This is a genomic window from Streptomyces sp. NPDC015661 (assembly GCF_043077765.1).
Classification (GTDB): Bacteria; Actinomycetota; Actinomycetes; order Streptomycetales; family Streptomycetaceae; genus Streptomyces.
Map to the genome: position 1 here is coordinate 16,883 of NZ_JBIBST010000021.1, position 14,215 is coordinate 31,097.

The window sequence follows — 14,215 nt, forward strand, 5'->3', positions numbered from 1 at the left end:
AGGAGTGCAGTGGCAGCCAAGGACGGGGCAGCAGCTCCCGGAAGGTCCGGCGCGGGCTCCGGCAACGAAGCGCTGATGCGCGCCGCCCTGAGCGCGGTCGCGCCGGGTACCGCGCTGCGCGACGGCCTGGAGCGGATCCTCCGGGGAAACACGGGCGGTCTCATCGTGCTCGGCCTGGACAAGACGGTCGACTCGATGTGCACCGGCGGTTTCGAGCTGGACGTCGAGTTCACCGCCACGCGCCTGCGTGAGCTGTGCAAGCTCGACGGCGCGCTCGTCCTCGACAAGGACATCACCAAGATCCACCGCGCGGGTGTGCAGCTGGTCCCGGACGCCTCCATCCCCACCGAGGAGACCGGAACCCGCCACCGCACCGCGGACCGGGTCTCCAAGCAGTGCAAGTTCCCGGTCGTCTCCGTCTCCCAGTCGATGCGTCTGATCGCGCTGTACGTGGACGGCGAGCGCCGGGTCCTGGAGGAGTCGGCCGCGATCCTGTCCCGCGCCAACCAGGCGCTCGCGACCCTGGAGCGGTACAAGCTCCGGCTCGACGAGGTGGCCGGCACGCTCTCGGCGCTGGAGATCGAGGACCTGGTCACGGTCCGGGACGTCACCGCGGTCGCGCAGCGGCTGGAGATGGTCCGCCGGATCGCCACCGAGATCGCCGAGTACGTGGTCGAGCTCGGCACCGACGGGCGGCTCCTCTCGCTCCAGCTCGACGAGCTGATCGCGGGCGTGGAGCCGGAGCGCGAGCTGGTGATCCGGGACTACGTGCCGGAGCCCACGGCGAAGCGTTCGCGGACGGTCGCCGAGGCCCTCACCGACCTGGACGCGCTCACCCACACCGAGCTGCTCGAACTTCCCGTCGTGGCGCGCGCCCTCGGCTACAGCGGTTCGCCCGAGACCCTCGACTCGGCGGTCTCGCCGCGCGGCTACCGGCTCCTGGCGAAGGTGCCGCGGCTGCCCGGCGCGATCATCGAGCGGCTCGTGGAGCACTTCGGCGGGCTGCAGAAGCTGCTCGCGGCGAGCGTGGACGACCTCCAGACCGTCGACGGCGTCGGCGAGGCCCGTGCCCGCAGCGTCCGCGAGGGCCTGTCGCGGCTCGCGGAGTCCTCGATCCTGGAGCGGTACGTCTGAGACCCGTGAGGGCCCTCAGTCCTTCGCCAGCCTGAACGAGGCCGGGGGCACCTTCGCGCCCGGCATCGTGGCCTCCACGAGGTACGTGCCGGGGCCGGCCTGGCCCGCCGGGGCGCTCGCGCACTGCGGGGCGCTGCGGCCGCGGTCCCACTCCACGGTGTGGGTGATGGTGGTGTGCGCGGGGACGCGCAGCAGGACCGGGGTGCCGGGGCGCGGGCAGTCGGCGGTGGACCAGACCTCGTCGTCCCGGTCGTCACTGATCGTCAGAACCGCGCTGCGGGGCCCGAAGTCGGCCTTGCAGGTGGTGTTCGAGGTGTTCTTGGCGACGAGGTGGAAGCGGGGCTTCTCCCCCGTCTCGTAGGCGAGCTTGCTGGTGCGGAGCGTCAACTGCAGCGCTCCCGCAGGGCAGTTCGGGAGCGGGGAGTCGGCCGGGACCTGCTGGCCCGCACCGGCGCCCGCGCCGCCGGCTCCGTCGGTGTCGCCGTTCTTGCCGGTGCCCGCGGTGCCCGAGTCGCCGCCCGCGTCCGTACCGGCATCGGTTCCGGCGTCGGCGCCCGCGCCCTCGTCCGTACCGGGGCCCGTGGAGCCGCCGTTGTCGCCTGAGTCTCCCGACTCGTCGCGTCCGCCGGGCTGTTGGCTGATCGCCGGGCCGGTGCCGGAGGGGCCCGGGGTGATCGAAGGCGGGGTCGGCGAGGAGCCGTTGGCCCCGTCGTTCGTCTTCTTCCCGCCGCCGTCACCGGAGGTGAAGGCCCAGGCGGCGAGCAGCGCGAGAAGCGCCACCAGGCACAGCGCCACCGCCCTCCGTCGCCAATAGATGGTGGAGGGAAGCGGCCCGACCGGATTGCGCAAAGATCCCACGACCGAACCTTACGAGAGATCCGGCCCAACTCCCGCCCCACCCGCCGCCCGAGACCTCAAGTTTTGCCGATGATCACATCCGTCGGTTCCGGGAACTTTTCACGGAACCCCACCGGAAACCATAGGGAACCGGCGCGAATCGCAGCCCCCCACTTTCGTCAGGGGTCGCTCTGGCCGTTGGCCCGGGGCGGCGGACTCCGGATTCCGGTTAGCGTCATGCACCATGAACACCCTTCTCGACCTCTCCGACCGTCTGTATCTCGACGTCGCCGACTTCGCCCACACCACGCCCACCTGGTTCCAGTGGCTCGCCGAGGTGTGGACGGAGCTCGGGCTGCTGCTCTTCGGTGTGCTGTTCCTCGCCGGCTGGTGGCGCTCCCGCGAGGGGTCGAGCCGGGTCATGGCGCTCGCGCTGCTCGCCCCGGTCGCCACCGGCTTCGGCTATGTGGTGAGCGAGGCGGCGAAGTCGCTGGTCGACGAGGAACGTCCGTGTCGCGCGGTCGCCGGAGCGCCCGTCTCGCTCGTCGCCTGCCCGCCGCACGGCGACTGGTCCTTCCCCAGCAACCACTCGGCCATCGCGGGCGCCGCCGCGATCGCGCTCGCCCTGTCCTGGCGCGGGATCGTCTGGCTGACCGTGCCCATGGCGCTGCTCATGGCCTTCTCCCGGGTCTTCGTCGGCGTCCACTACCCGCACGACGTGACCGTCGGCCTGCTGGTCGGCGCCCTGGTCGCCTTCCTCGTGATGCGGCTGGCGGAGCGGCCCGTACGGGCCCTCGTGGAGACGGCCCGGTCGAGTCGTAACACCTCTGTGGTGTGGTGCGCGGGGCGCGGGCCGAGTGCGCACGCCTCCGCGCACGCTCCCGCGCACTCCGAGCGGCGCTCGCGGGCACGCCACGGCGCGTACTGATCCCGCCGGGGACGTGCCAGGATCGGGGGTGCCATGACTTCCATCGACACTCCCCCGACTTCCGAGGCCCCCGTCCCCCCGGCGCTCCCCGCCGAGCTGCACGGGCCCGTCCTCGCCTGGTTCGACCGGCACGCCCGCGACCTGCCCTGGCGCCGCCCCGAGGCCGGTGCCTGGGGCGTCATGGTCAGCGAGTTCATGCTCCAGCAGACCCCGGTCGTCCGGGTCCTCCCGGTGTACGAGCAGTGGCTGGCGCGCTGGCCGCGCCCGGCCGACCTGGCGGCCGAGGCCCCCGGCGAGGCGGTCCGCGCCTGGGGCCGGCTCGGCTATCCGCGCCGGGCGCTGCGGCTGCACGCGGCGGCCGTCGCCATAACGGAGCGGCACCACGGCGACGTCCCCCGCGACCACGGCCAGCTGCTCGCGCTGCCCGGCATCGGCGAGTACACGGCGGCGGCGGTGGCCTCCTTCGCGTACGGGCAGCGGCACGCCGTCCTGGACACCAATGTGCGCCGGGTCTTCGCGCGGGCCGCGACCGGCGTCCAGTACCCGCCGAACGCGACCACGGCCGCCGAGCGGCGGCTCGCCCGCGCGCTGCTGCCGGAGGACGAGTCGACGGCGTCCCGCTGGGCGGCCGCGTCCATGGAACTGGGCGCCCTGGTGTGCACGGCGAAGAACGAGGACTGCGGGCGCTGCCCGATCGCCGAGCGCTGCGCCTGGCGGCTCTCGGGGAAGCCGGCGCACGACGGTCCGCCGCGGCGGGGCCAGACCTACGCCGGGACCGACCGGCAGGTGCGCGGCCGGCTCCTCGCCGTGCTGCGGGAGTCGGCTGAGCCGGTGGGGCAGGCGGCCCTGGACGCGGTCTGGGACGAGCCGGTGCAGCGGGCCAGGGCCCTGGACGGCCTGGTCGCGGACGGTCTCGTCGAGCCGCTGGACGGCGGCCGGTACCGGCTCCCGCTGTCCTGAGGCCCGCTCTCCCCGGGACGGAGCGCCGAAACCTCCTCCTCCCCCGCTGTTACACAACCGATGGGTAGCCGTGCGTCGACCGACGGCTGCCCCGCACAGCCCCGTGACAACCGCTCCGTAGCGTCGTCGACGACACGAGGAACGAAGCAGGTCACGGGGATCGGAGGCGGTTCGGATGAGGCACGGCGAGGTGCTCGACTTCGAGGAGTACGTACGCACACGGCAGGACGCGCTGCTGCGCAGCGCCCGCCGTCTCGTGGCCGACCCCGTCGACGCCCAGGACCTCCTCCAGACGGCCCTCGCCCGGACGTACGGCCGCTGGGACGGCATCGCCGACAAGTCCCTCGCCGACGCCTACCTGCGCCGGGTCATGATCAACACCCGGACCGAGTGGTGGCGCTCCCGCCGGCTCGAGGAGGTGCCGACCGAGCAGCTGCCCGACGCGAGCATCGACGACCCGACCGAGCAGCACGCCGACCGCGCCCTCCTCATGGACGTCCTGAAGGTCCTCGCGCCCAAGCAGCGCAGCGTCGTCGTCCTGCGGCACTGGGAGCAGATGAGCACGGAGGAGACGGCCGCGGCGCTCGGCATGTCGACCGGTACGGTGAAGTCGACGCTCCACCGCGCGCTCGCCCGGCTCCGCCAGGAGCTGGAGAGCCGTGACCTCGACGCCCGTGCCCTGGGGCGGACCGGGGAGCGGACTACCGTTCGAGGCGAGGAAGGGGGGCGGGAGCGGTGCGCGGCCTAGACGGCGAACCCGACGGCAGACGGCACGAAGACCACCACGGTGTGAGCGGCGGCGACGCCCGGTACGAGACCGGACGCCGCCGCCCGCGCCGTACCGTCAAGGCGGCGAGCGTCACGGCGACGGCCGGGCTCGTCGCCGTCGGGCTGTCCCTGGCCGCCTGCTCCACCGGCGGCACCGGCTCCCGCGACGAGGGCGCGGCCCGCACCGACGAGATCGCCGCCACGGCGCCCACCCCCTCCGTCTCCGCCACCGCCGGTCCGCAGTCGGCCGAGCGGGTGGATCCGATCGCGCTCCTGAAGGCCGATCCGAAGATCGGCGAGCGGTTCAAGAGCGATCTGAAGCCGTGCGTCGCCGACGCGTACCCGGTGGACGCCTCCTACGGCAACATCACGAACTCGACCGCCCCCGACGTCGTCGTCAACGTGATGACCTGCGGTGACGCCGTCGGCATCGGCACCTACGTCTACCGCAAGCAGAGCGACCGGTACGAGAACGTGTTCATGACCGAGGACGCGGCGGTCTACGCCACGATCGACCGGGGCGATCTCATCGTCACCAAGCAGGTGTACGCGAAGGGCGACCCCGTCGCGTACCCCTCGGGCGAGGACGTGATCACCTACCGCTGGTCGGGCAACAGGTTCACCCAGCACGACTGGGTGCACAACGACTACAGCCAGGCCGTCGGCGACGGCGAGGCCGCGGAGCCCGCGCCGAGCGCCTCCCCCGCCGACTGAGCCGTGGACCCGGAGGCTCGACCGGGCCCCGACCGAGTGGCCCGCCGAACCGTGGACCGATCCGTGGACCGAGAGAAAGCACCGACCCCGAAGGGCACGCACGATGGCCGAAACCCATGTCCTGTTCGTCGAGGACGACGACGTCATCCGTGAGGCCACCCAGCTCGCCCTGGAGCGGGACGGCTTCCGGGTGACCGCCATGCCCGACGGACTCTCCGGCCTGGACGCCTTCCGGGCGCAGCGGCCCGACATCGCCCTCCTCGACGTGATGCTGCCGGGCATGGACGGCGTCAGCCTCTGCCGCCGCATCCGCGACGAGTCGACCGTCCCCGTCATCATGCTCTCGGCGCGCGCCGACTCGATCGACGTCGTGCTCGGCCTGGAGGCCGGGGCCGACGACTACGTCACCAAGCCCTTCGACGGCTCCGTCCTGATGGCCCGCATCCGGGCCGTGCTGCGCCGCTTCGGGCACGCGGGCGGGGCCGGGGCCGGTGAGGGCGAGGACCCGGCGGACGGCGGCGGGCTGCTCTCCTTCGGCGACCTGGAGGTCGACACCGAGGGCATGGAGGTCCGCAAGGGCGGGGCGCCGGTGGCGGTGACCCCGACCGAGATGCGGCTGCTCCTGGAGTTCTCGTCGGCGCCGGGCACCGTACTGTCCCGGGACAAGCTCCTGGAGCGGGTCTGGGACTACGGCTGGGGCGGGGACACCCGCGTCGTGGACGTCCATGTGCAGCGGCTGCGCGCCAAGATCGGCCAGGACCGGATCGAGACCGTGCGCGGCTTCGGCTACAAGCTCAAGAACTAGGTCAGTGAGCCGGTGAAGTTCCTGCCCCTGCGGACCGGGGTCCGCTGGAAGATCGCCGTCGCCATCGCGGCGGTCGGCGCCCTCATCGCGGTGACCCTGAGCATCGTCGTGCACAACGCCGCCCGCATCTCGATGCTCGACAACGCGCGCGAGGTGCAGATGGAGCGACTGCTCTTCGCCCAGCGGATGTACGAGACGTCGAAGCCGAAGGAGCCCCGCTTCGGCACGAAGATCAACGACCCGGCGCTGCCGGATCAGCTCGACCAGCTGATGCGGGACAGGCGGCGCGGGACGTACGTGCAGGAGCACCGGCACGGCGGGCCGCCGGACGTGTGGGCGGCCGTGCCGCTCGCCAACGGCGACGTGCTGTCGCTGCACATCCCCTTCGCCGACCGCAGCGCGACGATCATGACCGATCTGGACCGGGCCCTCGTCATCGGCTCGGTGACGGTGGTCTTCGGCGGCTGCGCGCTCGGCGTGATCATCGGCGGCGGGCTCTCGCGGCGGCTGCGGAAGGCCGCCGTCGCGGCCGGCCGGGTGGCCCAGGGCAATACGGACGTACGGGTGCGGGACGCCGTCGGCGGAGTCGTACGGGACGAGACGGACGACCTGGCGTGGGCGGTGGACGCCCTGACCGACGCCCTGAACGAGCGGATCGAGGCCGAGCGCCGGGTCACCGCCGACATCGCGCACGAGCTCCGCACCCCCGTCACGGGGCTGCTCACGGCGGCCGAGCTGCTGCCTCCCGGGCGCCCGACCGAGCTCGTACGGGACCGGGCGCAGGCCATGCGGACCCTGGTCGAGGACGTCCTCGAGGTGGCCCGGCTCGACAGCGCCTCGGAGCGGGCCGAGCTCCAGGAGATCGCGCTCGGCGAGTTCGTGGAGCGGCGGGTGCGGGCCCTGGACCCGGAGGTCGAGGTCCGGGTCGTGCACGAGTCCTGGGTGAACACCGACCCGCGCCGCCTGGAGCGCGTCCTGGGCAATCTCCTCGCCAACGCGGCCAAGCACGGAAAGCCGCCGGTCGAGGTCACCGTCGAGGGCCGGGTGGTCCGTGTCCGCGACCACGGCCCCGGCTTCCCCGAGGCGCTCCTCAAGGAGGGCCCGAGCCGGTTCCGTACGGGGACGAGCGACCGCGCGGGCCAGGGCCACGGCCTCGGCCTGACGATCGCGGCGGGCCAGGCCCGGGTCCTCGGCGCCCGGCTGACCTTCCGGAACGTGGCCGCGGAGGGGTCTGCGGACGGGGTGGGCGGCGCGATCGCGGTGCTCTGGCTGCCGGACCACGCGCCGACGAACACGGGCAGCTTCCCGATCCTGCGTCTGCCGGAGTGAACCCTGCGGCTGCCGGGGGGAACCTGCGGCTGCCGGGGTGGACCGTGCGGCTGCCGGGGGGAACCTGCGGCTGCCGGAGTGAACCCTGCGGCTGCCGGGGTGGACCGTGCGGCTGCCGGAGCGCATCCCGCGGCTGCCGGAGTGAGGGGTACGACGGAGGGGCCGGGTCCTTGAAAGGACCCGGCCCCTTTGTCGTTAGCCTGATCAGACCGTCTCGGCGACCTTCGGCGCGTCGTCGCCGGACTCGGCCTTCGGGGCCGCGGCCGGTCCGGCGCCGCGGAGCGCCACCTCCTTGACGAAGAAGGCGAGGACGAAGCCGAGGACGGCGACGGCCGAGGCGACCAGGAAGGCGCCGTGGGTGCCGGAGGCCACCGCGTGCTGGTAGGCCTCGCGGAGCGCGGCCGGCAGCTTGGCGAGGCTCGCCGCGTCGAGCTGCGCGGTCCGCTCGGTGAGCCCGCCCCCGCCGCGGGACGCCATCTCGTCCTGGACGCGGCTGGTGAAGAGCGCGCCCATGATCGCGACGCCGAAGGAGGAGCCGAGCGTCCGGAAGAGGGTCGTGGAGGAGGACGCGACGCCCATGTCCTTCATCTCCACGCTGTTCTGGGCGACCAGCATGGTGATCTGCATGAGGAAGCCCATGCCGGCGCCGAGGACGGCCATCCAGATCCCCGAGACGAGGCGCGAGGTGTCGGTGTCCATCGTGGAGAGGAGGAAGAGACCGGCCACCATGAGCGCGCCGCCCACGATGGGGAAGATCTTGTACTTGCCGGTGCTGGTGGTGAAGCGGCCGACGAGCAGCGAGACGATCATCATCGACAGCAGCATCGGCAGGAGCAGCAGGCCGGAGTTGGTGGCCGAGGCGCCCTGGACGGACTGCTGGAAGATCGGCAGGTAGAGGACCGCGCCGAACATCACGAAGCCGGTGATGAAGCCGATCAGGGACATCACCGTGAAGTTGCGGCTGCGGAAGATGTGCAGCGGCATGATCGGGTCGCTCGCCCGGGTCTCGACGAAGAGGAAGGCGGCGAGTGCGGCGGCGCCGCCGATCGCGAGGCCGACGATGGTGGCCGAGCCCCAGGCGTACTCCGTGCCGCCCCAGGTGGTGACGAGGACGATCGCGGTGATGCCGACGGTCAGCAGCGCGGCGCCGAGGAAGTCGATCCGGGTGCCCGTGGCGCGCTGCTTCTTCGGCAGGTGCAGGACGGCGGTGAGCATGGCGAGGGCGACGACGCCGAGCGGCAGGTTGATGTAGAAGGACCAGCGCCAGCCCCAGTGGTCGGTGATGGTGCCGCCGACGAGGGGGCCGCCGATCATGGCGAGGGCCATGATTCCGGCCATCATGCCCTGGTACTTGCCGCGCTCGCGGGGCGGGATCAGGTCGCCGATGATCGCCATGACGCCGACCATGAGGCCGCCGGCGCCGAGGCCCTGGATGGTGCGGAAGCCGATGAGCTGGCCCATGTCCTGGGCCATGCCGCTGAGCGCCGAGCCGATCAGGAAGATCACGATCGAGGTGAGGAAGACGCCCTTGCGGCCGAACATGTCGCCGACCTTGCCCCAGAGCGGGGTGGAGGCGGCGGTGGCCAGGGTGTAGGCGGTGACGACCCAGGAGAGGTGCTCGAGACCGCCGAGCTCGCCGACGATCGTCGGCATCGCGGTGCCGATGATCATGTTGTCGAGCATCGCGAGGAGCATCGCGATCATGAGGGCGAGGAGAACGACACGTACGCTGCGCGGCTGCGGGTCCGCGGCCTCCCCCTGTACTGCTTGAACGTTCTGTTTCGTCGCCATGCCCATCCCTTACTTGCCGCCCGGCTAGTTACTACACTGAGGACGGTAGGCCGGTAACTAGCCGGGCGTCAAGTAAGTTTTCTGGAAAGCGGAGACCCGCCATGGCCCGAGGCAACACCCGCCAGCGCATCCAGGACGTGGCTCTCGAACTCTTCGCCGAGCAGGGGTACGAGAAGACCTCGCTGCGGGAGATCGCGGAACGGCTCGACGTCACGAAGGCGGCGCTCTACTACCACTTCAAGACCAAGGAAGACATCATCATCGGGATCTTCCAGGACCTGACGCGCCCCATCGACGAGCTCGTCGCCTGGGCGGGCGAACAGCCGCGCACCCTGGAGACCAAGCGGGAGATCCTGCGCCGCTACCAGAAGGCCCTGCTCGCCGCGGCCCCGCTGTTCCGCTTCATGCACGAGAACCAGGCGACCGTGCGCGACCTGAGCATCGGGCTCACCTTCAAGGAGCGCTTCATCGCGCTCAACGACTTCATCCAGGAACCCGACGCCGCGATGAAGGACAGGGTCCGCGCCGTGAGCGCGGTCTTCACGCTGCACGCCGGGACCTTCTTCATGGAGAACGCCGAAGGCGACCCCGAGGAGAAGCACGAAGCCGTCCTCGAGGTCGCCCTCGATCTCATCGACCAGGCCCAGAAGGGCAGCTAGCCGGCAGGCGTCAGACGCCGACGCCGTGGGCCCGGAGGAAGGACATCGGGTTGACGGCGGAGCCGTAGTTCGGGGTCGTACGGATCTCGAAGTGCAGGTGGGGGCCGGAGGAGTTGCCGGTGTTGCCCGAGAGGGCGATCTGCTGGCCGGCGGCGACCTTCTGGCCGACGTAGACCTTGATCTTCGACAGGTGGGCGTACTGCGAGTACGTGCCGTTGGCGTGCTTGACGACGATCGCGTTGCCGTACGCGGGGCCGTCGCCGCCGCCGTTCGGGCCGGCCTTCACGACGGTGCCCGCACCCGCGGCCTTGACCGGGGTGCCGACCGGGACGGCGAAGTCCTGGCCGGAGTGCTTGTGGGCCCACATGGCGCCGCCCTGGTTGAAGCTGGCGCTGAGGGTGTACGAGGTGACCGGCTTGACCCAGGCCGGGGCCGCCTTCTTGACGGCCTTCACGGGGGTGGCCTTGGCGGCGGCGGCCTTCACGGCGGCAGCCTTCGCGGCGGCGGCCTTCGCGGCAGCGGCCTTCACCTGGGCGGCGGCGGCGTGGGCCTGGGCGTCGGCCTGGGCGGCGACGGCGGCGGACGCGGTCAGGGTGACCGGGGCGGCGGCCTTGCCCTCGGCGGCGAAGGCGGACCCTGCTCCGGCCACCAGCGACGCTCCCAGACCCGCGGTGGCGAGAGCAACGGCGGTGATACGGGCGGCGGGGTTCATGACGCGCTTCGACATACGGGGGAAAACCTCCGGGAAGTACGGGACCCGACGCGGACGGTCGCTGCGTCGGGCTTGCTCATCCTTGGTAACCCGGACCCCCAGCCATCCCAAAACACCCCATCTACGACATGGGGTCGTAGCGATCTCCGGGGGAATGCGGCTCTTGACAGCACTGGAGCCGAGGCACGAAATCGGACAAAACAACCTCGCCTCTCCGGTTTACGCGCATGTCGCGCACGCCCCGAACTGCCCGAAACGCGGCGCACCGCCCGGTTCGGGACCCCTCGGGACCAAAGCCCCGATGGTTGATCCCTGAACGTCCCGAATCGCCACCAATGTGAGCCACTATCCCGGTTAGTACCCCTCGAAACGCCTGTGCGCCTTGTCACCAGCGCCCCGCCCCGAATGGGACCTGGGTCACGCAACCGAGCCGCCCGGAACCCCGTCCCGCACTACGCTGACCGCTTCGGGAATCCACGGGGGGACACACATGGAACCGGCACTCATCGGCACCCGACTCGCCTCGGCCGCGATCGGCCCACTGCTGAAGAAACTGCTGGTCAGCGATGGTCCAGGGGCAGGCCTCACCGGCTCTTCGAAGGTCCGGCTCTCCTCCCTGGTCTCCTTCCGGGGCGAGAAGCGCACGCTCACGGAGAAGGACGTCCGGAAGCTCGCCGCCACCCTCGTCGGACGCTCGACGGGCGGCCCCGGCGAAGCCCCCTTCCCCGCCGACGAGACCGAGGCCGTCACCGGCACCCTCGCGACGACCCTCCTCGCCCTCGGCGACCTCGACATGGACGACGTCCAGGCCGTCCGCCTCGGCCACCGCGACCTCGCCCGCCGCCTGCGGGCGGCGGCCCCCGCCCCCGACGGCCTCTCCACGGACGCGGTCCTCTACCTGGAGTCCCTCACCGAGTGGGCCTGCCTCCACCTGCTGGAGTTCTTCACCCAGCGCTCCACGTTCATCGCCCGCAGCCTGGTGGAACAGACCCGGGCCCAGGCCGAGCTCATCGCGAAGGTCGACGAGGTCGTCCGCCGGACACCACGGGCCGACACCCGGGACGCGGACTTCGAGCGCCGGTACCTGGAGCACCTCGCCAAGAAGCACGGCCGCCTCACCATCCACGGCATCGACCTGCACCACTCCCCGGACCGGTGGCCCCTGGACCTGGCCTATCTGTCCCTGGAGGCGACCGGCGAAGCCCCCGGGCCCGGCCTGCCCGACGAGTCGGAACACCTCGCCGGGCACCAGCGGGAACAGGCCGTCCGCGCCGACCTCGCCCTCGCCCGCCACGACAAGGTCCTGCTCCGCGGCCTCGCCGGCTCGGGCAAGACGACCCTGGTCCAGTGGCTGACGGTCTCGGCGACGACCGAGGGGCGCGGCGGCGGTACGGCGACCGGGGGACACGGGAGCGGCATGGCGTACCTCCGGGGCCGCATCCCCTTCGTCCTGCCCCTGCGCACCCTCACCCGCCACGGCGAGCGGCTCCCGGCCCCCGACCGCTTCCTGCCCGCCGCCGGCTGCCCGCTCACCCCGCCCGACGGCTGGGCCGACCGGGTCCTCGCCGCCGGCCGCGGCGTCGTCCTCGTCGACGGCATCGACGAGATCCCCGAGGCGGAACGCGGCCGGGCCCGCGAGTGGCTCCGTGCCCTCCTCGACACGTACGAGGGCAACCGCTGGCTCGTCACCTCACGCCCCACCGCCGTACGCGACGACTGGCTGGCCGGGGACGGCTTCACCGAGCTGACCCTCTCCCCCATGACCCGCGCCGAGGTCGCCACCTTCGTCCGCCGCTGGCACCGGGCCGCCGGGCCGGAGGCGGAGCCGTACGAGCAGCCGCTCCTCGACGCGCTGCGCACCGCCGAGCACGTCGCCCAGCTCGCCACCAACCCCCTGATGTGCGGGCTCATCTGCGCCCTCCACCGCGACCGGCGCGGGTTCCTGCCCCGCGGCCGCAAGGCCCTCTACGAGGCCGCCCTGTCGATGCTCCTCGCGCGCCGCGACCGCGAGCGGGACATGGGCGCCCCGTCGGGCATCGCCCTCGACGAGGCCCCGCAGATCCAGCTGATCCAGCGGCTCGCGTACTGGCTGACGCTCAACGGCCGCACCCAGCTGGACCGGGCCCGCGCGGAGTCGCTCGTACGGGAGGCGGTGCCGGCGGTCCAGGAGGCCGCGCAGCATCCGCCGGAGACGGTCTTCACCCACCTCCTCCACCGCAGCGGACTGCTGCGCGAGCCGACGGAGGACACCGTCGACTTCGTCCACCGCACCTTCCAGGACTACCTGGCCGCCAAGGCCCTGGTGGACCACTGGGACATCGGCGTCCTGGTGCGCCACGCCGCGGACGACCAGTGGGAGGACGTCATCCGCATGGCGGTCGGCCACGCCCGCCCGCACGAGTGCGCGGAGATCCTCCGCGAGCTCCTGAAGGCGGCCGACGCGACCGACGACCGCCGGATCCGGCTCCGCCTGGTGCTCCTGGCGGCCACGGCCCTGGATCACGCGACGGAGGTCTCCCCGCAGGTCCGGGAGGAGGTGCTGCGCCGCACGTCGGAGGTGATCCCGCCCCGTACGACGGCCGAGGCCAAGGCGCTGGCCGCGGCCGGAAGGATGATCTTCGACCTGCTGCCCGGCCCGGACGGCCTGGACGACGACGCGGCCCGCCTGGCCGTGGTGGCCGCCTCCCACGTCCAGGACGACGCCGCCGTCCTCTACCTGTCCCGGTTCGTCTCCCATCCCCTGGTCGCCGTCCGGTCCCAGATGATCTGGGCCTGGCACCGGTACGAGACGCGCTCCTACGCCGAGGAGATCGTGGCGCGGCTCGACCCGACCGGCCTCTACTACAGCGTCCAGGACGACACCCAGGCCCACGAGCTCATCCGCCTGGGCCTGCGGCCCCGGCTGCTGCAGATCCACGGGGAGGTGTCCCCCGGGACGCGGAACGCGCTCCTCGGGCACTGCGCCCCCCGCCGACTCACCCTGGAGGGGTTCGAGTCACAACCGGAGCTCGCCCCGCTGACCCGCCTGACCCGGCTGAACAGGCTCTCGCTCGCTCTCCCCCGGGACGCCGACTGGTCGTCCGCCGACCTTCCCGCGTCGCCTCTCCGCCAGCTCTCGATCACTCCCCTCCCCCGGGACGGGCTTGGGCCGCTGTCCCGGCTCCGGCACCTGCGCGAGCTGCACCTTTGGGCGGCGGAGCCCCTCTCCCCCTCGCTCTGGCAGGAGCTGACCGCGCTGCCCGGCGTCGAGACCCTCGCCCTCACCGGTACGGACCTGGACCGCTGTCCCGCCGGGACCGTCCTTCCCGGAGTCACCTCGCTCCACCTGGCGGCCCAGGCCGACACGGCGGGCCTTCGGCGGCTCGTGGAGATCTTCCCGTCCGTGCGCCGCCTCCACCTCGCCCCCGGCAGCCACGACCTGACCCCCCTCGCGGCACTCACCGGGCTCGTGTCGGTCCGCGCGATCGGGCGGCGGATCACCGGCACCGAACACCTCGCCGCCGACGTGGAGATCCTCCCCATCTGACCGACGCGAAAGGGGCGGCCCCGGAACCATCAGGTTCCGGGGCCGCCCCTTC

12 protein-coding genes are annotated in these 14,215 nt (G+C 72.3%); 9 read left to right on the top strand and 3 right to left on the bottom strand.

The window, feature by feature from the left end:
- Positions 1-9: 9 nt before the first annotated feature.
- A complete protein-coding gene (gene disA, locus ACF07V_RS36965) occupies positions 10-1,134 on the top strand; it encodes a DNA integrity scanning diadenylate cyclase DisA (protein WP_392160271.1) in 1,125 nt (374 codons plus the stop codon).
- 15 nt (positions 1,135-1,149) lie between these two features.
- On the opposite strand, the gene ACF07V_RS36970 is transcribed toward disA, so the two are convergent.
- Positions 1,150-1,992 carry a hypothetical protein gene (locus tag ACF07V_RS36970; protein WP_392160273.1) on the bottom strand — a complete coding sequence of 281 codons (843 nt, stop codon included), beginning with the start codon at positions 1,990-1,992 and terminating at the stop codon, positions 1,150-1,152.
- A 223-nt stretch (positions 1,993-2,215) separates the two neighbouring features.
- Here ACF07V_RS36970 and ACF07V_RS36975 point away from each other — a divergent pair, with 223 nt between their 5' ends.
- The 6 genes from ACF07V_RS36975 to cseC all read left to right on the top strand — a co-directional run bounded on the left by ACF07V_RS36975 (position 2,216) and on the right by cseC (position 7,475).
- Entirely contained in the window at positions 2,216-2,899 is a 684-nt protein-coding gene (locus tag ACF07V_RS36975) for a phosphatase PAP2 family protein (RefSeq protein ID WP_392160275.1), read from the top strand.
- 33 nt (positions 2,900-2,932) lie between these two features.
- Positions 2,933-3,859 (top strand): A/G-specific adenine glycosylase, encoded by a 927-nt coding sequence (locus tag ACF07V_RS36980; RefSeq protein WP_392160277.1) that lies wholly within the window; start codon positions 2,933-2,935, stop codon positions 3,857-3,859.
- A 175-nt stretch (positions 3,860-4,034) separates the two neighbouring features.
- Positions 4,035-4,607 (top strand): SigE family RNA polymerase sigma factor, encoded by a 573-nt coding sequence (locus ACF07V_RS36985; RefSeq protein WP_392160279.1) that lies wholly within the window; start codon positions 4,035-4,037, stop codon positions 4,605-4,607.
- On the top strand, positions 4,595-5,341 hold the full coding sequence (locus ACF07V_RS36990; protein ID WP_392160281.1) for a hypothetical protein: 747 nt from the start codon (positions 4,595-4,597) through the stop codon (positions 5,339-5,341). The genes ACF07V_RS36985 and ACF07V_RS36990 overlap by 13 nt, the downstream gene beginning before the upstream one ends.
- A gap of 103 nt (positions 5,342-5,444) precedes the next feature.
- A complete protein-coding gene (gene cseB / locus ACF07V_RS36995) occupies positions 5,445-6,146 on the top strand; it encodes a two-component system response regulator CseB (RefSeq protein ID WP_392160283.1) in 702 nt (233 codons plus the stop codon).
- Between the two features lie 12 nt (positions 6,147-6,158).
- The gene (cseC, locus tag ACF07V_RS37000) at positions 6,159-7,475 is read left to right on the top strand and encodes a two-component system sensor histidine kinase CseC (protein WP_392160284.1); all 1,317 of its coding nucleotides are present in this window, start codon (positions 6,159-6,161) and stop codon (positions 7,473-7,475) included.
- A 204-nt stretch (positions 7,476-7,679) separates the two neighbouring features.
- On the opposite strand, the gene ACF07V_RS37005 is transcribed toward cseC, so the two are convergent.
- On the bottom strand, positions 7,680-9,266 hold the full coding sequence (locus tag ACF07V_RS37005; RefSeq protein WP_392160286.1) for an MDR family MFS transporter: 1,587 nt from the start codon (positions 9,264-9,266) through the stop codon (positions 7,680-7,682).
- A 101-nt stretch (positions 9,267-9,367) separates the two neighbouring features.
- Between ACF07V_RS37005 and ACF07V_RS37010 the strand changes: the two genes are divergently transcribed.
- Entirely contained in the window at positions 9,368-9,925 is a 558-nt protein-coding gene (locus ACF07V_RS37010; RefSeq protein WP_392160288.1) for a TetR/AcrR family transcriptional regulator, read from the top strand.
- 10 nt (positions 9,926-9,935) lie between these two features.
- On the opposite strand, the gene ACF07V_RS37015 is transcribed toward ACF07V_RS37010, so the two are convergent.
- Entirely contained in the window at positions 9,936-10,652 is a 717-nt protein-coding gene (locus tag ACF07V_RS37015; RefSeq protein ID WP_392160290.1) for a M23 family metallopeptidase, read from the bottom strand.
- A gap of 475 nt (positions 10,653-11,127) precedes the next feature.
- Here ACF07V_RS37015 and ACF07V_RS37020 point away from each other — a divergent pair, with 475 nt between their 5' ends.
- Positions 11,128-14,163, top strand: coding sequence for an NACHT domain-containing protein (locus ACF07V_RS37020; RefSeq protein ID WP_392160291.1), 3,036 nt, complete (start codon positions 11,128-11,130; stop codon positions 14,161-14,163).
- Positions 14,164-14,215 lie beyond the last annotated feature (52 nt).